General features: G+C 75.4%; 28 protein-coding genes. 23 read left to right on the forward strand and 5 right to left on the reverse strand.

Features of this window, described 5'->3' with window-relative positions:
- Window position 1: 1 nt before the first annotated feature.
- Genes IU369_RS09095 through IU369_RS09145 form a run of 11 tightly spaced genes read left to right on the forward strand, consistent with a single transcriptional unit; the run spans window position 2 to window position 8,505 of the window.
- Window positions 2-532 carry a shikimate kinase gene (locus IU369_RS09095; protein WP_217924255.1) on the forward strand — a complete coding sequence of 177 codons (531 nt, stop codon included), beginning with the start codon at window positions 2-4 and terminating at the stop codon, window positions 530-532.
- Window positions 529-1,626, forward strand: coding sequence for a 3-dehydroquinate synthase (gene aroB, locus IU369_RS09100; protein ID WP_217924256.1), 1,098 nt, complete (start codon window positions 529-531; stop codon window positions 1,624-1,626). The genes IU369_RS09095 and aroB overlap by 4 nt, the downstream gene beginning before the upstream one ends.
- Window positions 1,623-2,069 carry a type II 3-dehydroquinate dehydratase gene (locus IU369_RS09105; RefSeq protein WP_217924257.1) on the forward strand — a complete coding sequence of 149 codons (447 nt, stop codon included), beginning with the start codon at window positions 1,623-1,625 and terminating at the stop codon, window positions 2,067-2,069. The genes aroB and IU369_RS09105 overlap by 4 nt, the downstream gene beginning before the upstream one ends.
- A complete protein-coding gene (locus tag IU369_RS09110; protein ID WP_217924258.1) occupies window positions 2,066-3,151 on the forward strand; it encodes a M24 family metallopeptidase in 1,086 nt (361 codons plus the stop codon). The genes IU369_RS09105 and IU369_RS09110 overlap by 4 nt, the downstream gene beginning before the upstream one ends.
- A gap of 10 nt (window positions 3,152-3,161) precedes the next feature.
- Window positions 3,162-3,716: an elongation factor P gene (efp, locus tag IU369_RS09115; RefSeq protein WP_217924259.1), complete on the forward strand. Its 555-nt coding sequence runs from the start codon at window positions 3,162-3,164 to the stop codon at window positions 3,714-3,716.
- A gap of 31 nt (window positions 3,717-3,747) precedes the next feature.
- Entirely contained in the window at window positions 3,748-5,520 is a 1,773-nt protein-coding gene (locus IU369_RS09120) for a biotin/lipoyl-containing protein (protein ID WP_217924260.1), read from the forward strand.
- Window positions 5,517-6,884, forward strand: coding sequence for an acetyl-CoA carboxylase biotin carboxylase subunit (locus IU369_RS09125; protein WP_217924261.1), 1,368 nt, complete (start codon window positions 5,517-5,519; stop codon window positions 6,882-6,884). The genes IU369_RS09120 and IU369_RS09125 overlap by 4 nt, the downstream gene beginning before the upstream one ends.
- Window positions 6,884-7,309 carry a transcription antitermination factor NusB gene (gene nusB, locus IU369_RS09130; RefSeq protein ID WP_217924262.1) on the forward strand — a complete coding sequence of 142 codons (426 nt, stop codon included), beginning with the start codon at window positions 6,884-6,886 and terminating at the stop codon, window positions 7,307-7,309. Before IU369_RS09125 ends, nusB begins: the two co-directional genes overlap by 1 nt.
- Window positions 7,306-7,485: a hypothetical protein gene (locus IU369_RS09135; protein ID WP_217924263.1), complete on the forward strand. Its 180-nt coding sequence runs from the start codon at window positions 7,306-7,308 to the stop codon at window positions 7,483-7,485. Before nusB ends, IU369_RS09135 begins: the two co-directional genes overlap by 4 nt.
- 1 nt (window position 7,486) lies before the next feature.
- Window positions 7,487-7,918 (forward strand): hypothetical protein, encoded by a 432-nt coding sequence (locus tag IU369_RS09140; protein ID WP_217924264.1) that lies wholly within the window; start codon window positions 7,487-7,489, stop codon window positions 7,916-7,918.
- Window positions 7,915-8,505 carry an NADPH-dependent FMN reductase gene (locus IU369_RS09145; protein ID WP_281426221.1) on the forward strand — a complete coding sequence of 197 codons (591 nt, stop codon included), beginning with the start codon at window positions 7,915-7,917 and terminating at the stop codon, window positions 8,503-8,505. The genes IU369_RS09140 and IU369_RS09145 overlap by 4 nt, the downstream gene beginning before the upstream one ends.
- Before the next feature lie 4 nt (window positions 8,506-8,509).
- Here the strand turns inward: IU369_RS09145 and IU369_RS09150 are convergent, their stop codons facing one another.
- Both IU369_RS09150 and IU369_RS09155 read right to left on the reverse strand, forming a co-directional pair.
- Window positions 8,510-8,842, reverse strand: a complete 333-nt coding sequence (locus tag IU369_RS09150; RefSeq protein ID WP_217924265.1) for a hypothetical protein — start codon at window positions 8,840-8,842, stop codon at window positions 8,510-8,512.
- A 148-nt stretch (window positions 8,843-8,990) separates the two neighbouring features.
- On the reverse strand, window positions 8,991-9,623 hold the full coding sequence (locus IU369_RS09155) for a glutathione S-transferase family protein (protein WP_217924266.1): 633 nt from the start codon (window positions 9,621-9,623) through the stop codon (window positions 8,991-8,993).
- A 74-nt stretch (window positions 9,624-9,697) separates the two neighbouring features.
- Here IU369_RS09155 and dxs point away from each other — a divergent pair, with 74 nt between their 5' ends.
- From dxs to IU369_RS09200, 9 genes are all read left to right on the forward strand, one after another.
- Entirely contained in the window at window positions 9,698-11,608 is a 1,911-nt protein-coding gene (gene dxs / locus IU369_RS09160) for a 1-deoxy-D-xylulose-5-phosphate synthase (RefSeq protein ID WP_217924267.1), read from the forward strand.
- Window positions 11,609-11,646: 38 nt separating this feature from the next.
- Window positions 11,647-12,390 (forward strand): TlyA family RNA methyltransferase, encoded by a 744-nt coding sequence (locus IU369_RS09165; RefSeq protein WP_246551398.1) that lies wholly within the window; start codon window positions 11,647-11,649, stop codon window positions 12,388-12,390.
- Entirely contained in the window at window positions 12,387-13,292 is a 906-nt protein-coding gene (locus tag IU369_RS09170) for an NAD(+)/NADH kinase (RefSeq protein ID WP_217924268.1), read from the forward strand. Before IU369_RS09165 ends, IU369_RS09170 begins: the two co-directional genes overlap by 4 nt.
- Complete coding sequence (locus IU369_RS09175; protein ID WP_217924269.1) at window positions 13,289-14,974, forward strand: DNA repair protein RecN; 1,686 nt, start codon at window positions 13,289-13,291, stop codon at window positions 14,972-14,974. The genes IU369_RS09170 and IU369_RS09175 overlap by 4 nt, the downstream gene beginning before the upstream one ends.
- A gap of 132 nt (window positions 14,975-15,106) precedes the next feature.
- Window positions 15,107-15,979, forward strand: a complete 873-nt coding sequence (locus IU369_RS09180) for an SDR family NAD(P)-dependent oxidoreductase (RefSeq protein WP_217924270.1) — start codon at window positions 15,107-15,109, stop codon at window positions 15,977-15,979.
- A gap of 106 nt (window positions 15,980-16,085) precedes the next feature.
- Window positions 16,086-17,735: a CTP synthase gene (gene pyrG, locus IU369_RS09185; protein ID WP_246551400.1), complete on the forward strand. Its 1,650-nt coding sequence runs from the start codon at window positions 16,086-16,088 to the stop codon at window positions 17,733-17,735.
- A complete protein-coding gene (locus tag IU369_RS09190) occupies window positions 17,732-18,868 on the forward strand; it encodes a M20/M25/M40 family metallo-hydrolase (RefSeq protein WP_217924272.1) in 1,137 nt (378 codons plus the stop codon). Before pyrG ends, IU369_RS09190 begins: the two co-directional genes overlap by 4 nt.
- Window positions 18,865-19,410, forward strand: coding sequence for an NUDIX hydrolase (locus tag IU369_RS09195; protein WP_217924273.1), 546 nt, complete (start codon window positions 18,865-18,867; stop codon window positions 19,408-19,410). Before IU369_RS09190 ends, IU369_RS09195 begins: the two co-directional genes overlap by 4 nt.
- Window positions 19,407-19,769, forward strand: coding sequence for an MmcQ/YjbR family DNA-binding protein (locus IU369_RS09200; RefSeq protein WP_217924274.1), 363 nt, complete (start codon window positions 19,407-19,409; stop codon window positions 19,767-19,769). The genes IU369_RS09195 and IU369_RS09200 overlap by 4 nt, the downstream gene beginning before the upstream one ends.
- 311 nt (window positions 19,770-20,080) lie before the next feature.
- Here IU369_RS09200 and IU369_RS09205 read toward each other — a convergent pair whose 3' ends face one another.
- Entirely contained in the window at window positions 20,081-20,509 is a 429-nt protein-coding gene (locus tag IU369_RS09205) for an OsmC family peroxiredoxin (protein WP_217924275.1), read from the reverse strand.
- Window positions 20,510-20,595: 86 nt separating this feature from the next.
- On the opposite strand from IU369_RS09205, the gene IU369_RS09210 reads away from it, so the two are divergent.
- Window positions 20,596-22,689, forward strand: coding sequence for an ATP-dependent helicase (locus IU369_RS09210; RefSeq protein WP_217924276.1), 2,094 nt, complete (start codon window positions 20,596-20,598; stop codon window positions 22,687-22,689).
- A gap of 16 nt (window positions 22,690-22,705) precedes the next feature.
- Window positions 22,706-23,497 carry a DUF3891 family protein gene (locus IU369_RS09215; RefSeq protein ID WP_217924277.1) on the forward strand — a complete coding sequence of 264 codons (792 nt, stop codon included), beginning with the start codon at window positions 22,706-22,708 and terminating at the stop codon, window positions 23,495-23,497.
- A gap of 48 nt (window positions 23,498-23,545) precedes the next feature.
- Here the strand turns inward: IU369_RS09215 and IU369_RS09220 are convergent, their stop codons facing one another.
- Both IU369_RS09220 and IU369_RS09225 read right to left on the reverse strand, forming a co-directional pair.
- On the reverse strand, window positions 23,546-23,761 hold the full coding sequence (locus IU369_RS09220) for a dodecin family protein (protein ID WP_217924278.1): 216 nt from the start codon (window positions 23,759-23,761) through the stop codon (window positions 23,546-23,548).
- 96 nt (window positions 23,762-23,857) lie between these two features.
- Window positions 23,858-24,640 carry a hypothetical protein gene (locus IU369_RS09225; RefSeq protein ID WP_217924279.1) on the reverse strand — a complete coding sequence of 261 codons (783 nt, stop codon included), beginning with the start codon at window positions 24,638-24,640 and terminating at the stop codon, window positions 23,858-23,860.
- Between the two features lie 105 nt (window positions 24,641-24,745).
- Between IU369_RS09225 and IU369_RS09230 the strand changes: the two genes are divergently transcribed.
- Window positions 24,746-25,051 carry a hypothetical protein gene (locus IU369_RS09230; RefSeq protein WP_217924280.1) on the forward strand — a complete coding sequence of 102 codons (306 nt, stop codon included), beginning with the start codon at window positions 24,746-24,748 and terminating at the stop codon, window positions 25,049-25,051.
- Window positions 25,052-25,054 lie beyond the last annotated feature (3 nt).

The raw sequence follows: 25,054 nt of genomic DNA on the forward strand, positions 1-25,054 counted from the left end.
GGTGTCCCGCTGGCTCGTGATCACCGGCTACATGGGCGCCGGCAAGACCTCGGTGGGACGGCGCGTCGCGACGCGCCTCGGCCGCGTGTTCGTCGACGCCGACCGTGAGATCGAGGCCCACGCCGGGATGCCGATCCCCGAGATCTTCTCCCGCCGCGGCGAGGTGTGGTTCCGCCGCACCGAGGAGACCGTGATCCGCGAGATCCTCGCGCGGGAGCCGCACGGCGTGCTCGCCCTCGGCGGGGGCGCCCTGGAGAGCGACCGCACCCGCGGCCTCGTGTCGCGGACCGCCGACGTGGTGTGGCTGAAGGCGAGCATCGACGTCGCCTGGGCGCGGGTCGAGGGCTCCGACCGCCCGCTGGCGGCCGACCGTGGACGCTTCGAGCGCCGCGCCCGGGCGCGTGAGGCCGGCTACCGGGCCGCCGCCGCCCTCGAGGTCGACGCCGACGCCCCCGCGGACGTGGTCGCCGGGCGCGTCGCCGCATGGGCCGGCGGGCGCGAGGCCGCCGCGGCGGCCGAGACGCCGCGATGAACGCAACGGTCCCCGCGCCCACCCTGTGGGCCGAGATCGGCGCGACCCGCTACCCGCTGCACCTCGGGCCCGGCCTCGTCGACCGGCTCGGCGACCTGTGGCGCGACGCGCGCCCCGGCGGCGCGGCGCTCCTCGTCAGCGACGGCAACGTCCCCGAGCTGGCGCGCCGCGCCCGGGCGGCGCTGCAGGACGCCGGGATCCGCGTCATCACCGCCAGCGTCCCGCCCGGCGAGGGCTCGAAGACCCTCTCCCAGGTGGAGCGCCTCTGCCGCCTCGGCGCGGAGGCGGGCCTGCGCCGCGCCGACGCCGTCGTCGCGCTCGGGGGCGGGGTCGTCGGCGACCTCGCGGGCTTCGTCGCCGCCAGCTACCAGCGCGGCGTGCGCCTCGTGCACGTTCCGACGACGCTGCTGGCGATGGTCGACTCCGCCGTGGGGGGCAAGACCGGCGTCGACCTGCCGGAGGGCAAGAACTACGTCGGGGCGATCTGGCAGCCCGAGATGGTCGTGATGGACACCACCACGCTCGCGACCCTGCCGCCCCGCCAGCTCGCCTGCGGCTTCGCCGAGATCGTGAAGTACGGCCTGCTCGACTCGCCCGCGCTGTTCGACGTCGTCGAGCAGTGGCCGGAGCTGCCCGGCGCCCGCGACGCCCTCGCCGCGCTGATCCGCCGCTGCGTCGACCACAAGCTCGCCGTGGTCGCCGCCGACGAGCGCGAGACCGGGATGCGCGCGTCGCTCAACCTCGGGCACACGATCGGCCACGGCATCGAGGCCGCCGCCGGCTACGACCGCTACCACCACGGCGAGGCGATCTCCCTCGGCCTCCTCGCGGCCCTGCGCCTGTCCGAGCAGGACGCCGGGCTCGACCCGTCGTGGCGGACCCGCACGGCGGCCCTCCTGGAGCGCCACTGCCTGCCGACCCGCCTCGACCGCGAGGTGCGGCTCGACGAGATCCTCGCGGCGATGGGCCGGGACAAGAAGTCCGAGGCGGGGGCGCTGAACATGGTGATGATCGGCGCGCCGGGCGAGGTGCGGCTGCGCATGAACCCGTCCCACGACCGCGTGGTGGCGGCCATCGAGGAGCTGCGCGCATGAGCCTGCCCCCGCTGCGGATCGCGCTGCTGCACGGCCCGAACATCGGCCAACTGGGCCGCCGCCCGTCGGCCCACTACGGCACCCTGACCCTGCGCGAGCTCGAGGACCGCGTGCGCGGGTGGGGGGAGGAGCGCGGGATGGCCGTCGGCTGCTTCCAGACCGATCACGAGGGGTCGTTCCTCGAGCACGTCCACGGGCTCGCGGGGATCGTCGACGGCGCCATCGTGAACCCGGGCGCCTGGACCCACTACGCCTGGTCGATCCGGGACGCGCTGGAGGTGATGGGCGCGCCGTTCGTCGAGGTGCACCTCTCCGACGTCGAGGCCCGGGAGCCGCACCGCCGGGTGTCGGTGGTGCGCGACATCGCCGCGCGGGCGGTGTGGGGCAAGGGGCCCGACGGCTACCGCGAGGCGCTCGACCACCTGTCGGAGGTGCTGTCGTGAGGGCGCCCCAGGTCGCCCGCCAGGCGCGCCTCGCCGGGGAGCTCGCGGCCCGCGGCCTCGGCGTGATGCTCGTGACGGGCACCGCGAACGTGCGGTACCTGACCGGCTACGTCGGCTCCAACGGCATCGCCCTCGTCGCCCCCTCGGGCGCGGTCCTGCTGACGGACTCGCGGTACGCGGTGAGCGCGCGGGAGCAGGTGACCGGCGCCGAGGTCGTGATCGGGGGGCGCGACCTGCTCGCCGACGTCGCGGCGCGGGCGGCGGAGATGGCCGGCGGCGGCGCGGTGGGGGTGGAGGCGGAGGACATGACGCTCGCCCGCCACGGCCGCCTGGTCGAGCTGCTCGGCGACGTCCCCGTCACGCCGACCCGCGGGCTCGTCGAGGACCTGCGCGTCATCAAGGACGCCGGCGAGGTCGCCGCCATGCGCGAGGCCGCCGCCGTCGTCGACCGCGCGCTCGAGACGGTGCTGGCGCGCGGCATCGTCGGCCGCACCGAGGGCCGCGTCGCCTTCGCGCTGCTCGAGGCGATGCTCGACGGGGGCGCCGAGGGGCCGAGCTTCGCGACGATCGTAGCCTCCGGGCCGCGCGGCGCGCGGCCCCACCACGTCCCCGGGTCGGAGGTGATCCCCGCGGACACGCTCGTCGTCATCGACATGGGCGCGATCGTCGGCGGCTACTGCTCCGACATGACCCGCACCGTCGCCACCGGCGACCTGCCGCCGCGCCTCGCGGAGATCCACGCGGTCTGCCTCGCGGCCCAGGAGGCGTCCCTCGCGGCGGCCCGTCCGGGCATCAGCGCGTCCGAGCTGGACGGCGTCGCCCGCGCGAGCATCGCCGACGCCGGGTACGGTGAGCACTTCGGGCACGGCCTGGGGCACGGGGTGGGTCTCGACATCCACGAGCGCCCCGGTGTGCGTCCCGGGTCGTCCGAGATGCTGCGGGCCGGGATGGCCGTCACGATCGAGCCGGGTGTCTACCTGGAGGGTGAGGGCGGCGTGCGGATCGAGGACCTCGTGGTCCTGGGGGACGGGGGGAACGAGGTGCTGTCGACCTCGCCCAAGGAGCTGAGGAGAGTCGATTGAGGGGGGCGCTGTGATCACCACGAACGACCTGAAGAACGGGTACGTGCTGGACATCGACGGCGAGCTGGTGAGCGTCGTCAGCTTCCAGCACGTCAAGCCGGGCAAGGGCGGCGCATTCGTGCGCACCAAGCTCAAGAACATGACGAGCGGGGCGGTGGTCGAGAAGACGTTCCGCGCCGGCGAGAAGGTCGAGCGGGTGACCACCGAGAGCCGCACGATGCAGTTCCTGTACCGCGACGGCGACGAGCTCCACCTGATGGACAACACGACGTACGAGCAGATCCCCGTCACGTCGAAGCTGGTCGAGAACGACGACCTCCTGGCGCCGAACACCGACGTCCAGGTGCTGTTCGTCCGCGACGCCCCGATCCGCGTGGAGCTGCCGACGTTCGTCGAGCTGGCCGTCACGCGTACCGACCCGGGCGTCAAGGGCGACACCGTCTCCAACGTCACCAAGCCGGCGGAGGTCGAGACCGGCGCGACGATCGACGTGCCGCTGTTCGTCAACGAGGGCGACCGGCTGAAGATCGACACCCGCACCCGCGAGTACTCTGCGCGGGCGTGAGCATCAGTCCCGGATCGCCGAAGGGAGTCAAGTGACGCACGTCTCGGGTGCCGTCGGCTACGTCGACGCGACCCTCCGCGACCTCGCCCCGTTCCCGTGGGGCACCGCGGTCGGAACCGACGATCTGGCCGCCGCGGCCGCCGCCCTCTCGGAGGTCGGCGCCCGGGTGCTGGAGGCCCTCGACGCACGGTGCGCACGCGCCGCGCTGGAGGCGCGCTCCGAGAGCCCGTGGGACCGCCTCCGGGCCGTCCTCCGCGAGGCCGGCGGGACGCCCGTCGGCGTCGTCGTCGGCGCGCGCAACCTGTGGGGCGACCTGCCCCTCGCGCCCGACGTGGTGCGCCGCTTCGTCCTGTGCGCGGTCGACTCGGGCGCCTCGCGCATCCGGGCCACCGACCCGCTGAACGACCCGGAGGCCCTGCTCGCCGTCGCCCGCGCCTGCGAGGAGGCCGCCGCCGAGTTCGTGCCGACCCTGATCGTCGGCCCGTCCCCGGCCATCGACGACGCCCGCTGGGTGCAGGAGGCCGTCGCGCTCGCCGCCCTGCCCGGCGCCGGGACGATCTGCGTCTCCGACGGCGCCGGCTACATCGCGCCGAGCACCCTCGGCCGCCTCGTCGCCGCCGTCGCGGAGGCGACCGGCCTGCCCGTCGAGGTCCAGGTCCAGGCCCCCGGCGGCCTCGCGCCGCTGTCGGCCACCGCCGCCGTCGGCGCCGGCGCCGCGTCGGTGCAGGCCTCGGCCGGCCCCGTCGCCCTGGTGTCGGCACGCCCGTCGGCCGAGACGCTGCGCGCCGCCCTCGTCGGCGGTGAGCGCACGCTCGACTGCAACGCGTCGGCGCTCGACCGCGCCGCCCGCGTCGTCGGCCCGATGCTCCCGGCCGACCGGTTGCGCCAGGCCGCGGCGGCCGTGTTCGGCCCCGCCGTCGCCGTCCCGCCGGCCCTCGAGTCGGGCCTCATCTCCCGCCTCGGCCGTCTCGGGCTGTCGCGGAGCCTGGTGGCCGTCGCCACCGAGTCCGCCGCGGTGTCCCGCGACGTGGGCGGCGCGACGCTCGCATACCCGCTCGGCTCCGCCATCCTCGCGCAGGCCGCCCGGCACGTGATCGAGGGCCGCCGCTGGGCCGAGATCGAGCCGGAGCTGGTGCCGGTCGCCCTCGGGCGCGCCGGCCGCCTGCGCGGCCCGGTCGCCGAGGCCGTCATCGAGGTCGCGACCGCCGCGGACACCGGCGACCCGCCGCTCCGCGACGTCGCGACCGTCTCCGACGAGGCCCCCGCCGGGCTCTCCGAGGAGGACCTGGTGCTGTGGGCGATGTTCGCCGAGGGCACCGAGTCGGTCGTCGCCCGCCGCCGCTCGCTCGGCGCCGAGGCCGCGAGCCGGCCCGGCCAGTCCGCGATCGACCGCGAGCTGCTCGAGACCCTGGTCGACGTGGTCGAGGCCTCCGACGAGGCCGAGGTCAGCGTCGAGATCTCCGGCGCCCGCGTGACGGTGCGCCGCAGCGTCGCCGCGCCCGCCGGGCCGGGTTCCGGCGCGTCCGAGGGTGGGGGCGGCGCCGCCGCCGCCGAGGAGGACGACGGCCTGGTGCGGGTCACGAGCCCGATGGTCGGCACGTTCTACCGCCGCCCGGGCCCCGACCAGGAGGTCTTCGTGGAGGAGGGCTCGCGCGTCGAGGCCGGCGACACCCTCTGCCTGATCGAGGCGATGAAGCTCTTCAACGAGATCGTCACCGAGGTCGCCGGCACCGTCCGGACCATCGCCCTCGAGGACGCGGCGCCCGCCGAGTTCGGCCAGCTCCTGTTCCTCATCGAGCCGTGAAGCTCCTCGTCGCCAACCGGGGCGAGATCGCCGTGCGCGTCCTGCGGACCGCACGCGAGCTCGGCATCCCGACCGTGGCCGTCTACTCGACGGCCGACGCCGACACCCTCGCGGTCGACCTGGCCGACGAGGCCGTCTGCATCGGGCCGCCCGCCGCCCGCGACTCGTACCTCAACATCGCGAACGTCCTCGGCGCCGCCGAGATCACGGGCTGCGACGCCATCCACCCGGGGTACGGGTTCCTCTCCGAGAACGCCGACTTCGCGCGCGCCTGCGCCGACGCCGGGATCACGTTCGTGGGGCCGTCGCCCGAGGTGATGGAGCGGATGGGCGACAAGATCCAGGCGAAGGCCGCCGCCCGCGAAGCCGGCCTGCCGGTGCTGGAGGGGTCCGACGGCCCCGTCAGCGACGTCGCCGCGGCCCTCGAGGCGGCGGAGCGCGCCGGGTACCCGGTGCTGCTGAAGGCCGCCGCCGGCGGTGGCGGCAAGGGCATGCGGCGCGTCGAGCGACCGGGCGACCTCGCCCAGGCGTTCGAGGTGGCCCAGCGTGAGGCCGAGGCGGCCTTCAGCGACGGCGACCTCTACGTCGAGCGCCTGCTGGAGGGCGCCCGCCACGTCGAGATCCAGGTGATGGCCGACGGCCTCGGCGGCGCCCTCGTCTGCGGTGACCGCGAGTGCTCGATCCAGCGGCGCCACCAGAAGCTGATCGAGGAGGCGCCGGCGCCGCACCTGCCCGACGCGACCCGCACCGCCATGCAGCAGGCCGCCCTCCGCGCCGTGAAGGCGTGGAACTACCGCAGCGCCGGGACCCTCGAGTTCCTGGTCGACGCGAAGGGCGACTTCTTCTTCCTGGAGCTCAACGCCCGCCTGCAGGTGGAGCACCCCGTCACCGAGCTCGTGACCGGCCTCGACCTCGTCGCCGAGCAGCTGCACGTCGCCGCCGGCGGCCTGCTGTCCCGGACCGGCATCGCCGAGGCCAACGGCCACGCGATCGAGTGCCGGATCAACGCGGAGGACCCGTCCCGCGACTTCCGGCCGGGCGCCGGCCGCCTCGACGACTACCGCATCGCGCAGGGCCCCGGCGTCCGCGTCGACACCCACTGCGAGCCGGGCGAGGCGATCCCGCCCCACTACGACAGCCTCCTCGGCAAGCTCTGCGTGTGGGCGTCGGACCGCCCGAAGGCGATCGCCCGGCTCCGCCGCGCGCTGCACGAGACCTCGATCACCGGGATCCCGACGACGCTGCCGCTCCTCGTGGACATCGCGCACGACGCGCCGTTCGTGGAGGGGCGCTACACGACGTCGTACCTGACCGACCGGGAGGCCCACCTGCCGACGCTCCAGCAGGCCGCCCGGGCGTCCTGATGGCCGCACAGGCCAAGGAGGGGGGCCGCCGCGCGGCCCGCCGCCAGGCGGTCTTCCTGCTGTACCAGCACGACGTCACCGGGATCGGACTCGAGGAGCTGGAGCGCAACGCCGAACGCGACGGCACCCCCGTCGACCCGTTCGCGCGCGGGCTGATGGAGGGCGTCGCCGCCGACCCGACGGGGCTCGACGAGCTCATCACCGCGGCGGCCGAGGGGTGGACCGCCGACCGCCTCGCCCCGCTGGAGCGCAACATCCTGCGGGTCGCGGTGCACGAGATCCTCGACTGGCCCGACATCCCGACGGCGGTCTCGATCAACGAGGCGGTCGACCTCGCCAAGCGCTACTGCCAGACCGAGGCCCCCGGCCTCGTGAACGGCATCCTCGGCCGGATCGCGGCCGACGAGCACGAGGTCGCGTCGTGACCGGCGTGGACGAGGCGGCCGCCCTGCGCGCCGCCGCGGAGCGCCTGGAGGAGGTCGCCGCCCGCATCCGCGAGGGCGACGCGGACCCCGAGGAGCTGCGCGCGCTCGCCGGCGAGGCGCTCGCCCTCGGCACCGAGATCACCGAGCGGGTCCCCCGGACCCTGCGGGACGGCTGACGTGGCCCGCGCCGACGACCTCCTCGACCCGCGCGTGCAGGTGATGGTCCTGCCGCCGAGCGACCCGTCCGCGGCCGGTCACGCGGAGCTGCAGGGCACCGGCAGCGGCGACGACCGCCCCGAGATGCCGATCCTCGCGGAGCGGCCGTGGCTCACCCAGGGCCCCGCGATGCGCGGCGCCGAGCTGGAGACGCTCGGCCTGACGCTCTACGCCGGGCACCCCGAGGTGTCGATGGTCAACGTGCCGACGGCGTTCGTCGCGGGCGCGGTGCAGCTCCTGAAGGAGCTCGGCACCTACGTCCTCACCGGCGGGGTGCTGGAGGACGGCGACATCATGCAGCTCCGGCACGACCTGCCGTACCTGGTGGGCATCCACGCGGTCGGGGACCCCGACTCCCCGGACGCCGCCCTGCGCGTGGTGATGCTGGCGTGAGCACCCCGCCGCGGATCGCCGTGATCGTGGCGAGCACGCGGGAGGGCAGGATCGGCCCGGCCGTGGCGGGGTGGTTCATCGGGCTCGCCGGGACGCGCGACGACCTGCTGCTGGAGGTCATCGACCTCGCCCACGTCCCCCTCCCCGCGCGCCTGCCGGCCGGGCACCCCTCGCGCGGCGAGTACCCGGAGGCGGTGCGCCCCTTCGCGGCCCGCATCGCCGCCGCGGACGGCGTCGTGATCGTCACCCCCGAGTACAACCACGGGTACCCGGGCTCCCTGAAGGACGCGCTCGACAGCGTCGGCCCCGAGTGGCGGGCGAAGCCCGTCGCGTTCGTCGGCTACGGCGGGGTGTCAGGGGGGATCCGCGCGGTGGAGCAGTTGCGGCAGGTGGTGGCGGAGCTGCACATGGCCTCGCTCCGGGACGCGGTCCTGGTCCCGTTCGCGGCGCGGGCGTTCCGTGACGGGGGCGTCCCCGCCGACGACGACGGCCGCCTCGCGGACTCCGTCGACCGGATGCTGGGGCGCCTCGGCTGGTGGGCGCGGGCCCTGCGCGCCGCCCGGGAGGCCGCGCCCTACGACGGCTGACCGGTCAGGGGCATGCGATACGGCTCCGGAGGGCGGCCAGGGCCTCCGCCGTCGCGGGGTCGGCCGGCGGCGTCACGGGCCGGGGGACCTCGACGCATCCGGCGCGGGACCCGGGGTCGGGCGACCCGGCCTCCAGGACGGCCTGGAGGCCGAGGGCGGACGCGCCCAGGACCAGGCCGACGGCGATGATCACGAGGCGTGTCGCGGGGGTGTCGGCGAGCGGGATCTCGTCGTCGTCCGTGGCGGTGTCCCCCGCGATCGCGTCGCCCGCGTCCGCCCACGCGTTCAGCGCGAGGAACGCGGCGATCAGGCCGAGCGCGACCCAGGCGGCGATCACCGGGTCCCCGTCCCCGGCCCTCGCTCCGCGACCCGCGCGGCGATCGGCGTGTCCCCCGGGCCCATGGGTCAGTGGAGCACCCGCCGTCCCGGCCGTCCACTCGCGCCGCGTCCCGTCTCGGATCGCGCCGCGGGCGGGTGCCGCCCGCTCAGCCCACCGGGTCGGCGGCGAGGAACGACGGCCGCGTGGTGAGCGCCTCGCGCAGCGCGGTGAGGGTGGGGAAGGGGGAGAGGTCGAGCCCCGTGTGAAGGGTCCGGTGCAGCACCGGCGCGATCGCGCAGTCGGCGATGGTGAAGCGGCCGAGGACCGTCGCGGTGGGCCCGACGAGGTCGTCGAGCAGCGCCAGGGTCGGCGCGATCGACCGGGCCGCGACGGCCGCGGCCTCCGGGTCGCGCGGCACGGCGTCGAAGCCCCCGCGGTCGCGGGAGTAGCCGAGGGCCGGGACCTCGTGGCGGAAGAACGCCGCCCGGATCCCGGTGTGGAACCGGTCGAGGAACTCGTCGACCCGGGCCCGCTCGAACGGGTCGGCGGGGAGGAGGTCGTCGCGCCCCGCCCGCGCCGCCAGGTACCGCAGGATCGCGTGGGACTCGCTCAGGACGAAGCCGTCGTCGTCGAGCGTCGGTATCCCCCCGACGGGGTTGAGGGCGATGTAGCCCTCGGGGCGCGGCCGGGCGAGGTCCACGGTGCGGCGCTCGTGGGGCATCCCGAGCTCGGCGAGCAGGAAGCGGACCTTCAGCGCGTTCGACGAACGCGGGTTGTCGTAGAGGACGAGTCCGGGCATGGGCCCCCCTGACGATAGTCCCCCGGCGCACCGGGGGTGACGTCGCGCGGGGGAGGTGCACTAATATCCATCGGATGCCCGACACCCCGACGCGCTTCCCGCTCATCTCCGGACTGACGGCCCCGAACGACATCCGGGCCATGAGCGACGCGGACCGCGAGGCCCTCGCCGCCGAGATGCGCGAGGCGATCATCGACACCGTCTCCCAGACCGGCGGCCACCTGGGCGCGAGCCTCGGCACCGTGGAACTGACGATCGCGCTCCACGCGGAGCTCGAGTCCCCGCGCGACCGCATCGTGTGGGATGTCGGCCACCAGGCCTACGGCCACAAGCTCCTCACCGGCCGCCTCGGGGGCTTCGGCACCCTCCGCCAGCACGGGGGCATCAGCGGCTTCCTCCGCCGCGAGGAGAGCGAGCACGACGTCATGGGCGCCGGGCACGCGAGCACGTCGATCAGCTACGCCACGGGCCTCGCGGAGGCCGAGCGCCACGCCCGCCAGGGCAGCCGCGCCGTCTGCGTGATCGGCGACGGCGCCCTCACGGGCGGAATGGCGTACGAGGGCCTCAACCAGGCCGGCGCGCTCGGGTCGCCGATCACGGTGATCCTGAACGACAACGGCATGAGCATCTCGGAGAACGTCGGCGCGCTCTCCAGGCTCTTCCAGCGCGCTCGCGTCGACCCGACGCTCACCCGGGTCCGCGAGGAGCTCGAGCGCGGCCTCGCCCGCCTGCCCGGCGCGACCGAGATCGGCGGGCACATCCGCGACGCCACCAAGGCGCTGTGGTTCGTCCCGGGGGCGTTGTTCGAGGCGCTCGGCTTCGCGTACATCGGCCCGATCGACGGCCACGACATCGAGGGCGTCCGCCGCGCGCTGCGCACCACGCTGGAGATGAACCGCCCCGTCGTCCTGCACGTCAAGACGGTCAAGGGCCGGGGCTACGCGCCCGCCGAGGCCGACGGCGAGGCGATGCACGGCGCGACGCCCTTCGTCATCGAGAGCGGCAAGGCCGCCGGCAAGAAGGCGCCGGGTCCGCCGAACTACACCGAGGTCTTCGGCCACGCCCTCGTCGCCGAGGCGGAGCGCGACCCGCGCGTCGTCGGCATCACCGCCGCGATGCTCAAGGGCACCGGGATGCAGCACATGATGAAACGCTTCCCGGAGCGGACCTACGACGTCGGCATCGCCGAGCAGCACGCCGTCGTCTTCGCCTGCGGCCTCGCGATCGCGGGCTACAAGCCGGTCTGCGCGATCTACTCGACGTTCCTGCAGCGGGCGTTCGACCCGATCGTCCACGACGCCGCCATCCAGGGCCTGCCGGTCGTGTTCGCCATCGACCGCGGCGGCCTCGTCGGCGACGACGGCCCGACCCACCACGGCGTCTTCGACCTGGCGTACCTCCGCGCGATCCCCGGCATGACGGTGATGGCGCCGATGGACGAGCGCGAGCTGGTCGACATGCTCCACACCGCCCTCCGGCTCGACGGCCCCGTCGCCCTGCGCTACCCGCGCGGCGCCGGCACCGGCGTCGCCCTGCCGGAGCGCCCCGAGCCGGTCGAGGTGGGCCGCGGGGTCGTGCTCGAGAGCGGCGAGCGCGTCGCCCTCGTCGGCTACGGGTTCGGCGCCACGCTCGCCGTCGAGGCGGCCGACCTGCTCGCCGACGCGATCGGCGTCCGCCCGACCGTCGTGAACGCCCGCTTCTGCAAGCCGATCGACGCGACGCTGATGCGCCAGCTCGCCGAGCGCCACGAGCTGCTCGTGACGATCGAGGACCACGCGACGCTCGCGGGCTTCGGCACCGCGGTGCTCGAGACCCTCGACGACGCGCCGGTGCGGGTGCTGCGCCTCGGGATCCCCGACCGGTTCATCGACCACGGCAAGCGGGAGGTCCTCCTCGACGAGGTCGGCCTCACCGCCACCCAGGTCGCCGCGCGCGCCGTCCGCGCCCTCGGCGCGCCGTCGCGCATGCTGGTGGCCGAGAGCTGACGGGGGGCCCGGCCGAGGGCCGGGCTATCATCCGTCCGGTGCCCCGCTCCCGTCTCGACGTCGCGCTCGTCGCGCGGGGACTGTTCCCGACGCGCTCGCGTGCCCAGGCCGCGGTGATGGCCGGCCGGGTCAGCGTCGGGGGGCGCCCCGTCGACAAGCCGGGCACCGCCGTCGCCGACGACGCCGACCTCACCGTGAAGGCGACCGACGAGTACGTGTCGCGGGGCGGCGTCAAGCTCGCGGTGGCGCTCGACGCCCTGGCGGTCGACGTCGCGGGCGCCGCGGCCCTCGACCTCGGGGCGTCCACGGGCGGGTTCACCGACTGCCTCCTGCGGCGCGGCGCGGCGTCGGTGATCGCCCTCGACGTCGGGTACGGGCAGCTCGACTGGGGCCTGCGCCAGGACCCCCGCGTCCACGTGATGGAGCGCGTCAACGCCCGCCACCTGTCGCCCGGCGACCTGCCGTACGCGCCCGATCTGGTCACGTGTGACCTCTCCTTCATCTCGATCGGCACGGTCTGGGGCGCGGTGGTGGCCTGCATGGCGCCCGGCTGGCGTGCCATGGTGATGGTGAAGCCCCAGTTCGAGGTCGGCCGGGACAGGGTCGGCTCGGGCGGGGTGGTGCGCGACGAGGCGGCCCGGCAGGACGCGGTCCGCGGCGTCATCGACGTGATCCAGGAGCGGGGGGGACGAGTGATCGGGACGACCGACGCGGGGCTGCCGGGGCCGAAGGGCAACCGCGAGGTCTTCGTGCACTGCGCCGACGCCGGGGCGCCGGAGTGACGCCCGGCGGACCGCTCGGCAGCGACGTGCCGATCTCGTTCGAGCAGGCCCGGCCGGTGGAGCGGGTGCTGCTGCTCACCCACCGCGAACCCGAGGTGACGGCCTCGTCGCTGCCCGCCGTGCTGTCGATCCTCCAGGACGCCGGCGTGCAGGTGCTGGTCCCCGCCGGCGAGGTGGTGAAGCACCGCTCGCTCGCCCCGTACTCGTCGGGCGACGGCATGAAGATGCGCCCCGGCGGCGAGGACCTGATCCTCGTGCTCGGCGGCGACGGCAGCATCCTGCGGGCCCTCGCCCGCGAGGCGGGGTCCGGCGCCCCCGTGATCGGCGTCAACTTCGGCCGCGTCGGGTTCCTCGCCTCGATCGAGCGCGAGACCCTCGAGCGGGACCTGCGCCGGGCGATCGCCGGGGAGTACGTGGTCCTCGGGCTGCCGTCGCTGCGCGCCGAGTGGGCCGAGGGCGAGGTGGAGGCCGTGAACGACCTCGCGCTCTTCCGCGGCGGCGACTCCCGCATCGCCGACCTCACCTACGCCGTCGACGGCGAGCTGGTCGCCACCGTCCGCTGCGACGGCGTCATCCTCAGCACCCCGGTCGGCTCGACCGCCTACAACCTCGCCGCCGGCGGACCGACCGTCTCGTGGCGGGTGCGGTGCTTCGTGCTCTCGTTCATCGCCCTGCACCACCTCGACAGCCGCCCCCTCGTGATCGGCGCCGAGGAGACCCTGACCGTGACCAACAGCGCGCTCGTCGGCGACGTCGACGTGCAGGCCGACGGCCAGCGCATCGGCGTGCTGCGGCCGGGGCGCTCGATCACGATCGGGCTCGGCGGCTCGGAGGTCCACCTCGCGACGTTCCCCGAGGCGTCCTTCTTCCGGCGCTACCGGGAGAAGTTCGGCCGGCCATGATCCGCGCCCTCGAGGTCCGCGACCTGGTCGTCATCGAGCGGGCGGAGCTCACGCCACCGCCCGGGCTGACGGCGATCACGGGCGAGACCGGCGCCGGCAAGACCGTGCTGGCGCAGGCCCTGGGGCTGCTGGCAGGCGCCCCCGCCGACCCGGGGGCGGTGCGGCCCGGGGCCCGGCACGCCCTGGTGCAGGCGACCCTGGCGCTGCCGCCCGGGTTCTGGGACCGCCTCGACGAGGACGACCCGGCGCGGACGCTCCGCGAGCTGGCGGAGGACGAGGACGAGGTCGTCATCGCCCGCCGGGTGCCGGCGGAGGGACGCGCCCGCGCCCTCATCGACGGCCAGGCCGCGCCCCGCGAGGCCGTCGCCGCGCTCGCCCGGGCCCTGGTGCGCTTCTCCGCCCAGCACGAGCACCGCCGCCTCGTCAGCCCCGCCAGCCAGCTGGCGGTGCTCGACGCGTTCACGGGCCCGGAGGCCGTGGCGGGGGCCGAGCGCCTCGGCGGGTTGCGCCGCCGCCTGGTCGCCCTCGACCGGGCCCTCGCCGCCGCCCGCGCCCGGCGCGAGAGCGCCGAGCGCGAGCGCGCCGACCTGGAGGAGCTGGTCGCCGCCGTCGACGAGGTCGCGCCCGACCCGGCGGAGGAGGACGCGCTGCGCGCCGAGCGGGAGCGCCTGATGCACGCGGAGTCGCTCGCCGCCGCGGCGTCGGCGGCGGCCGAGGCGCTGTCGCCGAGCGACGGCGAGGGCGGCGCCGTCGAGGACGTCGGCGGGGCCGTCGCGGCGCTCGCCGCGATGATCGCCGTCGACCCCGCCCTGGAGGCGCCGCACGGCGACCTGCTCACCGCCCACGCGTCGCTGCAGGAGGCGGGGATGGCGCTGCGCGCCTACCTCCAGGACATCGACGCCGAGCCGGGGCGCCTGGCGCAGGTGGAGGACCGCCTCGAGGCCTACTCGCGCCTCGACCGGCGGTACGGGCCCGGCACCGACGCGGTGCTCGCCGCGGCGGACGCCGCCCGGGAGGCCCTGCGGGGGCTGGACGAGGGGGCGGGGGAGGTGATGGAGCTCGCCCAGGAGCGCGAGGCGGTGCTCGACGAGGCGATCGGCGTCGCCATCGCGCTGCGGGAGGCGCGCGCGGAGGCCGCCCCCCGGCTCGCCGACGCCGTCCGGGAGCAGCTCGCCGACCTCGCCATGCCCCGCGCCGAGCTGCGCGTGGAGCTGATCGAGGACGACGCCGACCCGCCCGCCGACTCCTGCGTGATCTGGCTGCGCGCGAACCCCGGCCTGCCGGAGGCCCCGCTCGCCGCCACCGCGTCCGGTGGCGAGCTGTCGCGCGTGCTGCTCGCCCTGCACGGCATCGCCGCCGCCGGCGACGCCGCCGCCTGGGTGCTCGACGAGGTCGACGCCGGCATCGGGGGCGTCACCGCCACCGCCGTCGCGTCGCGCCTGCGGTCCTTCGCGGAGGGCCGTCAGGTGATCGTCATCACCCACCTGCCGCAGGTCGCCGCGATGGCCGACGCCCACTACCGCCTCGTGAAGGGCCTCGACGGCGACGGCCGCGCCACCACCCGGATCGAGCCGGTCGAGGGCGACGAGCTGGTGGCGGAGCTGTGCCGCATGCTGGGCGCCGCGCCCGGGGACGCGGGCGCCCGCCGCCACGCCGAGGAGCTGCTCGCCCGCCGGGCCTGACGGGACCGGTTCCCCTCACGGGACGACCGTGCGGTCTCGCTCTGCGACCCCGCGGTGGCGCCCCGCCGAGCCGTCGGCATAGCGTGGCAGCCGACGGGCCCGCCGGGCCCGCTCGACACGGAGGGAGGGATCATGGAGCCGGAGGACATCTTCGGTGTGCGCGGACGCACGGCGGTGGTGACGGGGGCGTCGTCGGGCCTGGGCGTGGTGTTCGCACGGGCGCTCGCCGCGCGCGGGGCCAACGTGGTCCTGGCGGCGCGTCGCGTCGACCGCCTGCGGGAGGTGGCGGACGCCATCGCCGAGGACGGCGGCGCGGCGCTCGCGGTCGGGTGCGATGTCGCCGAGCACGAGCAGGTGGAGGGGCTGCTGGACGAGGCGACGGCCCGGTTCGGACGGGTGGACGTCATGGTCAACAACGCCGGCACGGTCGGCGACGGCGGCCCGACGCCCGAGCGCCTGCCGCACGAACTCTTCGAGAACACCATCAGGGTCAACCTGGTCGGCGTCTGGTACTGCTGCCGCGCCGCAGGGTCCCGGATGCTGGCCGACGGGAGGGGCGGGTCCATCATCAACGTGTCGTCCGTGCTCGGGACGGGCGGGCAGCAGAACTACCCACCCGCCTACCAGGCGTCGAAGGCGGGCGTCATCAACCTGACCCGCACCCTGGCGGTGAGCTGGGCCGACCGCGGCGTCCGCGTCAACGCGATCGCCCCGGGATGGTTCCCCAGCGAGATGACCGAGCCGTTCCTCGGCATGCCGCCGTTCCTGCAGTCGATCATGGACCAGCAGCCGACCGGCCGGCTCGGCGATCCCGAGGAGCTCGTCGGGCCGCTCCTGTTCCTGGCGTCGGACGCATCGAGCTACGTGAGCGGGACGACGCTCGTCGTCGATGGCGGCATGTCGGCGTCGTACGGGGCCGCGCGGCACCCCGCCGCCCTCGAGGACCTCTTCGCCGAGGTCATCCCGGACGGGCTGGGGCGCCGTATCACCGCCGAGGTGTCGTAGCGCCCGGGATCGGCGCCGGGTACTGACGGGTCGTCAGTGCCCGGCGCCATGCCCTCCGCCGGGGGCGCTAAGGTGTGGTCCGTCCGCAGGGCGACGGGAGGACCACGTGGTCGAGACGCCGGTGAAGTACGTGTTCGTGACCGGGGGAGTGGTCTCCGGACTCGGCAAGGGGATCTCCGCCGCGTCGCTCGGGACGCTGCTGAAGGCCCGCGGGGTGCGGGTGTCGCTCCAGAAGTGCGACCCCTACCTGAACGTGGATCCGGGCACGATGAGCCCGTTCCAGCACGGCGAGGTCTTCGTCACCGAGGACGGCGCCGAGACCGACCTCGACCTCGGCCACTACGAGCGGTTCACCGACGAGATGCTGTCGCGCATCTCGAACGTCACGACCGGCGCCGTCTACGACCAGGTCATCAAGAAGGAGCGCCGCGGCGACTTCCTCGGCGCGACGATCCAGGTGATCCCGCACGTCACCGACGAGATCAAGGCCCGCATCCGCCAGGCGGCGGCGTCGAGCAACGCCGAGGTCGTGATCATCGAGATCGGCGGCACCGTCGGCGACATCGAGTCGCTGCCGTTCCTCGAGGCGATCCGGCAGTTCCGCAACGACGTCGGCCGCGAGCACGTCTGCTTCGTCCACGTCACCCTGGTCCCGTACCTCGACGCCTCCGGCGAGCTGAAGAGCAAGACGACGCAGCACTCCGTCAACGAGCTGCGGCGCATCGGCATCGAGCCCGACGTCCTGGTGCTCCGGTCGAACCGGCCGATCACGGACGACATCCGCCAGAAGATCGCCCTCTACGGCGGCATCCCGACGCAGGCCGTCATCTCCGCGGTGGACGCGGGCGACATCTACGAGGTGCCGCTCAACCTGGAGGCCGAGGGCTTCGCCCGGGTCGTCTGCCAGCGGCTCGGCCGTCCCGCCCCCCCGCCGGACCTCACGGACTGGCGCGCCCTGGTCGAGCGCATCCACGCGTGCGAGGGCAAGGTCCGCATCGCCCTCGTCGGCAAGTACGTCCAGCTGCACGACGCCTACCTGTCGGTCGCGGAGGCGTTGAAGCACGCCGCGATCCACCATGGCATCGAGCTGGAGATCGACTGGGTCGACGCCGAGGCGCCCGACCTGGAGGCCCTGCTGCTGCAGGCCGACGGCATCCTCGTGCCGGGCGGCTTCGGCGGCCGCGGCATCGAGGGCAAGATCACGGCGACGCGGTTCGCGCGGGAGGGCCGGGTGCCGTTCCTCGGCATCTGCCTCGGGATGCAGATCGCGGTCATCGAGTACGCCCGCCACGTGTGCGCGATGGACGGCGCCAACTCGAGCGAGTTCGACCCGGAGACGCCCTACCCGGTCATCGACCTGCTCCCCGAGCAGCGGGCGATCGAGGAGCGCGGCGGCACGATGCGGCTCGGCGCCGACCCCGTGCACCTCGCCGAGGGCACCCGCGCGCGGGCCGCGTACGGCGACCAGGCCGTCATCTACGAGCGCCACCGCCACCGCTACGAGGTGAACCCCTCGATGCGCGACGAGATCGAGCGCGCCGGCCTCGTCATGAGCGGCCGGTCGCCGAACGGGCGCCTCGTCGAGGTGGTCGAGCTGCCCGACCACCCGTGGTTCTGCGCCTCCCAGTTCCACCCCGAGTTCAAGAGCCGGCCCACCCGGCCGCAGCCGCTGTTCCGCGAGTTCGTGGGCGCCGCCGCCGAGCGCGCCCGCGTGCGCCCGGACGCCGCGCGCGAGCGCGCCCCGCTCGGCGGGTGAGCCCGGAGGAGCGCGAGGCCCTGCCGCCCGTGGCGCGCCTGATGGCGCGCCTCTGCGAGATCCCGTCGCCGTCGCGGCAGGAGGGCGCCGTGGCCGAGGTGGTGCGGGCGGAGCTCCGGTCCCTCGGGGCGGAGCTGCACGAGGACGACGCCGCGACGACGCTGCCCGCCGGCTGCGGCAACATCGTCGGCCGGTTCCCGGCGACGGCTGCCGGCACCCCGATCATGTTCGCCGCCCACCTCGACACCGTCCCGGTGACGGGGCCGATCGAGGTGCAGGCCGTCGACGGGGTCCTCTCGAACCGCCACGACGCGATCCTGGGTGGCGACGACAAGTCGGCGGTCGCGGTGATCATCGAGGCGATGCGCCGCGTCGTCGCGGAGGGGCGTCCCCACGCGGGGGTCGAGCTGGTGTTCACCCCCTGTGAGGAGATCGGCCTGCGGGGGGCGCACGTCTTCGACCCGGCGCCGCTCCAGGCCCGCTTCGGGTTCGTCTACGACCACACCGGCCCCGTCGGCGACGTGGTGGTGTCGGCGCCGACGCTCCACCGCCTCACCGCGACCTTCGTCGGCCGCAGCGCCCACGCCGGCATCACGCCCGAGAGCGGGCGGAGCGCCGTCGTCGCCGCCGCGAAGGCGATCGCGCGGATGCCGCTGGGGCGCATCGACCCGGAGACGACCGCGAACGTCGGGACGGTCGCGGGGGGGACGGCGACGAACGTGATCGCGGAGCGCTGCACCGTCACCGCCGAGGCCCGCAGCCGGGACGAGCGCGCCCTCACGGTGCAGTTGACGGCGATGCTCGACGCCCTCACGTGGGCGGCGAGCGAGTGCGAGGTCGACCTCGAGACGCACGTGGAGAAGGAGTTCACCGCCTACCGGCTCGGCGAGTCCGACCCCCAGGTGGCGTTGGCGCTCGGGGTGCTGCGCGGCCTCGGCCTGCCGGGGCGCCTCGTGGCGAGCGGGGGCGGCTCCGACGTGAACGCCTTCATCCGCAACGGGTTCCCCGCCGTGAACCTCTGCAACGGGATGGTCGACGTCCACACCCCCGACGAGAGCATCGCGATCGCGAGCCTCGAGGCGATGCTCGACGTCACCCTCGGCCTGATCGACGCGGCGCGGGACGGGGAGTGAGCGGCGGGGAGGAGCTGGGCCCGCCGATCCGCACGGAGCGGATCCACGACGGGGTGATCGTGAACCTGCGGTCGTCCGACTACCGGCGTCCCGACGGCACCGTCGTCACCCGCGAGGTGATGGACCACCCGGGGGCGGTCGTGATGGTCCCCGTCGAGGGCGACCACGTCCTGCTGGTGCGCCAGCCGCGGGAGGCGGTGGAGCGGTTCACCCTGGAGCTGCCGGCGGGGAAGCTCGACCACCCCGGTGAGGAGCCGCTGGAGTGCGCGAAGCGGGAACTCGCGGAGGAGGTCGGCCGGGAGGCCGCCGTCTGGCGCGACGTCGGGGGCTTCTTCACGGCGCCGGCGATCCTCACCGAGTTCATCCACTGCTTCATCGCGACCGACCTCAGCCCCGTCGACGGCGTCAGCGCCGACGAGGACGAGATGATCGAGGTCGTCACGTGGCCCCTCGACGACCTCGGCACCCTCATCGACCGGGTGGAGGACGCGAAGACGCTGATCGGCCTGCTGCGCCTGGAGCGGGAGCTGCGCGCGCGGTGAGGCCTCGGGCGCCGCGTGATCGCATCGATGCGATCTGCGCCGCGCTGCCCGGGGTCACGGCCGAGGAGGCGGGCCGGCACGTCCGGTACGTCGTCCGCGGCCGCACCGTCGCCTGGTTCATGGACGACCACCACGGCGACGGCCGGGTCTCCCTCTGCGTGAAGGCGGGGCCCGGGGGCGCCGAGGCGATGGTCGCCGCCGACCCGGACCACCGGTGGGTCCCGGCCTACATCGGACGTCACGGCTGGGTCGCGTGCGCCCTCGACCTCCCGGACGTCGACTGGGTCGACATCGCGGAGCTCGTGACGGACTCGTACCGGATCATCGCCCCGGCGCGGCTCGTCTCGCTCCTCCCCTGAGGGGGGCGGGCCCGCTCCGGCCCCCCGTCCGGGGTCGGGTCCGATCGGACCACGGCGCGAGGTCCATTCGGCCGCCCCGCGAGATCCCGTTCGCCAGGCGGGTTCCGGGCTATGCGCCAATTGGCGCACCACGCGAGCGTCGATCGACACCCGGCGGAGAGGGACGGCGGCGGGCCGTCGATGAGCCGTCGGGGACCCCCTGGGTGGAGGTCTCGCCGGGGCCAGGATGCGCCAATTGGCGCACGGCGTGAGCGCCAATTGGCGCACCCACCCCGGACCGGGGGGACCCGGCCCGGGATGGAGGGGGAGGCTCAGCCCTCGAGCGTCGCCTTCACCGTGAACTCCGGCACGCCGGCGAGGGCGCGGCTGACGATGCAGCCGGTCTTCGTGTCCTCGGCGAACTTCTCGAACGTCGCCTGGTCGATCCCCGGCACCTTGCCGACGGTCTTCAGGTCGATCTTCGTGATCGAGGTGGCGTCGTCGATCTTGCCGATCGAGACGACCGCCTCGGTGCGGACCGACTCCGGCACGTTCCCCTGCTGCGAGAGCGCGTTGGAGATCGCCATCGAGAAGCACGACGCGAGCGCCGCGCCGATCAGCTGCTCGGGGTTCGCCCCGGGACCGTCCTCGAACCGGGTGTGGAACGAGAACTCCCCGGCGATGCCGCTGTCGCCGGCCTGGAACGTCCCACTGCCGCCCTTCAGGTCGCCCTTCCACTCCGCGTTGCCTCTCGCTGCCATCTGTTGCCTCCTGGTGATCGTCCGTCCGGGTCCCCGGAAGAGTACGGAGCCGGGACGTCCGAGGTCCCGGTTAGCCTCCCGCGCCCATGTCCACGGCCCCCGGCTACCCCCGCTGGCAGACGGCTCCGCCGACCGCGCCCCACATCGAGGCGCAGAAGGCGGTCCGCGACGCCCGCTCCCCCCGCGACCCCCTCGCGGCCGAGCCGTCGCGCCGCCGCGTCTACCGCCTGCGGCCACCCGACGGGGCCGGGCGGGGGGCCTCCGAGCGGCTCCGGGCGATGCTCGACGAGGAGCAGCTCGCCGCGGTCGAGGGCGCCCGCGGCCGCGCCCTCGTGCTGGCGTCGGCCGGATCGGGCAAGACCCGCACCATCGTCGCCACCGTCGCCCACCTCATCGAGACGGGCGTCCCACCCGAGGAGATCCTCCTCGTCACGTTCACCCGGCGCGCCGCCCGGGAGATGACCGACCGCGCCGAGCGCCTCGCGGGCGCCGACCTGTCGCGCATGACCGCCGGCACCTTCCACTCGGTGTGCCGGCGGATCCTCCGCCGGTACGGGCCGGTGGTCGGCGTGCCGTCGTCCTTCTCGATCCTCGACGCCGAGGACCAGGCGGAGGTCGCCGCGATGGCGCGCGACGCGATCCTCGCCGGCATGACGGAGCGGCCGGCGCTGCCGAAGCCCCAGGCCATCGTCGGCTGGGCGTCGCTCGCCGCGGAGAGCGGGCGGGGGGTGGGGGAGGTCGTCCTCGCGGCCAACCCCCGCCTCGGTGACCGGGTCGCGATCATCGAGGCCATCGCCGCGGGGTACGCGGAGCGCAAGGCGGCGATGGCCGCCCTCGACTACGCCGACCTGCTCGTCCTCGTCGCCCGTCTCCTCGACGAGCAGCCGCGGGTGCGCGCCCGCCTCGCCGCCACCCACCGGTGGGTCCTCGTCGACGAGCTCCACGACGTGAACCCCGTCCAGGCGCGGATCGTCGAGTCGCTCGCCGCCGAGGGGGCGAACCTGATCGCGGTGGCCGACCCCGACCAGTCGATCTACTCGTGGCGGGGCGCCGACCCCGGGGTCGTCACCCGCTTCGCCGACGCCGCCGGCACGCGGGTGTTCCCGCTGCAGACCAACTACCGCTCCACGCCGGAGGTCGTCGCCCTCGCCCAGGCGACGCTGCCCGCCGGCAACCCCTTCGGCAAGCGCCTGCGGGCCCGGCGGCCCGCGTCGGGCGACGCGCCCGTCATCGCGCACCTCGCGACCGTCCAGGACGAGGCGCGGTTCGTGGTGCAGCGCATCGCCGACTGCATCACCGAGGGCCGCGCCCCCGGCGACATCGCCGTCCTCTACCGCGCCCACCACCACTCCGTCGACCTTCAGCTCGCCCTCGCCCAGGCGGGGGTGGAGTTCGAGCTGTTCTCCGGCGCCCGGTTCGTGGAGAGCGCCCACGTCAAGGACGCCATGGCGTTCTGCCGCCTGCGCCACAACCCCCGCGACGAGCTCGCGTGGCACCGGGCGCTGCGCCTCTTCGACCGCGTCGGCGCGGCCACCGCCGCGAAGGTGTGGGAGCGGATCGGCGCGGAGCCCGACCCCCTCGCCGCCGCCGCGGCGCTGCGTCCGGCCGGCGCGGCGGGGTCCGGCCTGCGGCGGTTCGCGGAGACCATCGCCGCCGTCGCCGCCACCACGCGTCCCGACGAGATCGTGCTGCACGTCGCCCGCGCCGACTGGTACCGCGACCACCTGCAGCGGACCTACCCCAACTGGCGGGACCGCGAGGGCGACCTCGCCCGGCTCGCCGAGCTCGCCGCCCGCGCCCCCGGCCTCGACCGGTTCCTCGGCGACCTCCAGCTCGCGGAGCGCCTCGAGGCCGACGAGGACGTCTCCGGACCCGCCCGGCGGGTGGCCCTGTCCAGCGTCCACCAGGCGAAGGGCCTCGAGTGGCCGGTGGTGTTCGTGCTGCAGGTCGAGCCGGGGTCGTTCCCCTCGGGGTGGGCGGTGAGCGAGGGCAACCTCGACGAGGAGGAACGCCTCTTCTACGTCGCCGTCACCCGGGCCGCCGACGAGCTGTACCTGTGCCGCCCGATCGCGGCGCGGCGCCCCTGGGACACCGGCGCCGACGCGATGGTGCTGAACTCCGGCCAGGGGTTCCTCGACCGCGACCTCGGCGACCTGGTCGAGGAGTGGTCGGTGCGCTGAGGGATACGCTCGCGGGGTGATCGTCTCGCCCCGCGACGGCCGCCTGGTGATGGTCCGCCAGGTCGACCACCAGGACCAGTGCGCGGCCATGGCCGACGCCTGGGGCAACGCCGCCTTCGCCCGCCCGGAGCCGTTCGCGCCGCTCCGCGACGCCGCCGCGCTGCACGACGAGGGGTGGCGCGACTGGGAGCGGGCGCCGACGGTCGACGACGGCGCCCCCGTCGACTTCCCCCACATCGACCGGGCGACGCACGTCGCCCTCTACCGCGAGGGCATCCGCCGGGCGCGGGAGGTGGGGGACCGGTGCGGCCTGCTGGTCAGCCTGCACGGCGCCGGCCTCTACGAGGGCCGCGGCGGCCTCGACCCGGGGCCCGTCACCCGGCGGGCCGACCGCCCCCCCGTGGTGCAGCGGTTCCTCGCCGACCAGGACGCGCTGCAGGCGGAGCTGCGCGCCCGGATCACCGACGCCGCGGACGCGGGGTGGGAGTGGGCCGCCTACCGGCTGCTGCAGACGTGGGACGCCCTCAGCCTGCACCTCACGTGGCGGGCCGGCCCCTCGGGCCGCGACGGCGCATTGCCGCAGGTGCCGCGGGCGGCGGGCGACCCCGGCGTGACGCTGCGGATCCGGCCGGACGGGGACGCCGGCGACCACACCATCGACCCGTGGCCCTTCACCGGCGACCACGTCGAGCTCCCCGTGCGGGTGCGGGAGATCCCCGACCGGCGCTACGCGTCGGACGCCGACCTGCGGGACGCCCTGTCGGCGGCTCCGTGGCGCACCGTCACCCACGTGGTGCGCCCCGCCTGACCGGGCGGCGGCGGGAGCCGCGCCGCCCGGCCGGGGAGCCGTCCGGACTCAGTCGTCCTGGTACTTGAACGACACCGACAGACGGGTGCGGTACTGGTCGACCGTGCCGTCGTCGTTGATGGTGACGTCCTGCTTCACGACCTCGGCGACGCGCAGGTCGCGCAGGGTCTTCGCGGCGGTCGCCACGGCGGCGGCCGTCGCGTCCTCCCACGACGACTCGCTGGTGCCCACGATCTCGATCACCTTGTAGACGCTGTTGCCCATGGGGGACCGTCCTTTTCCGGGTTGGGGTCACGGTGCCCGCGAGGGGCTCGTGTGGATCATCACGGTGGCCGGGGCCCGGGGCAACCCCGGGCGGGCTCAGACCGCGATCGCGCCCTCCGCCCGCAGGCGGACGAGGGTCGCCTCGATCCGCGCCCGCAGGTCGGCGCCGGCGGGCACGGCCACCATGCCCCGCGCCGGGGTCCCGACGAGGAGGCCCTCCCCCCGCGCGACCCGCAGGCCCGCGTAGGCGCCGCACACGGCGTCGATGACGGCGGCGTCGGCGATGGCGCTCCAGTCGTCCGCCGCCGCGGAGGGACGCCACCCCGCCAGGTCCACCACCCCGGCGAGCAGGTCCCACGCCGCCCGCACGCCGTCGGGGCGCGCGCGGCCCGTGCCCTTCGGCCGGTACACGGGGGCGCGGACGCCGATCCACGCGGCGCGGTAGTCGCCGAGGTCGAGGGCGGGCGCGCCGGGCGGGTGGTCCCGCTCCCACGCGATCTGGCGGAGCACGAGGTCGGGGAGCCCCTCGGCGAGGAGCCGGCCGGGTCGCTCCAGCGCCGCGGCGAGCAGGGGCCCGCGGGCGCCCCCCGTCACCTGCACCAGCCGCCGCCGGGACACCGGGAAGGCGGTGACGTCGCACCAGGCGAGGACGGCCTCGACGTCCCGCCGCCCCGCGTCGCCGGGCACCACGAGCGGCGCGTCGACGACCAGCACGCGCCCCTCCGCCGCGGCCGCCGCCGCGGTCACCTCGTCGTCGCCGGCGGCCTCCACCAGGTCGGTCAGCCGGCCGTCGTCGTCGAGGCGCGCCAGCACGGAGCGGCGGGGCGAGTCGACGAGGGCGACGTGCTGCAGCAGGTGGAGGCCGAGGGCGCCGGTCACCGCACCACCGTACCGGCGGCGGGGTCCGTGCTGGACGACGGGGACCGCCGCCCACTACGCTCCCGCGATGGCCGTTCCCGTCCCGGCACGCACCTGGAGCGCCGCGTGAGCACGATCCTCCTGCTGATCATCTCGATCCTCGCCCCGTGGGTGGTGCACCTCGCCGCCCCGCGGCAGAGGGCGCTCGCCCTCGTCGGGGTGCTCGCCGTCTTCCTGCTCTACGGGATCTTCGCCGAGAACCCCCTCACCCAGTGGGAGATGTGGGCCGGCCTCGCGGCCGGCGTGCTGACCGTCCTGTTCCTGGTCGGCGGGATCGGCGGCGGTGGCGGCGGCCGCACCCGCGCGCCGCGCACGCGTCGTCCCCGCCCGTCCACCTACGACGAGGGCAACGAGCCGACCGGCGAGATCTGAGGC

This window comes from Miltoncostaea oceani (genome assembly GCF_018141545.1).
In the GTDB taxonomy this organism is placed as follows: domain Bacteria; phylum Actinomycetota; class Thermoleophilia; order Miltoncostaeales; family Miltoncostaeaceae; genus Miltoncostaea; species Miltoncostaea oceani.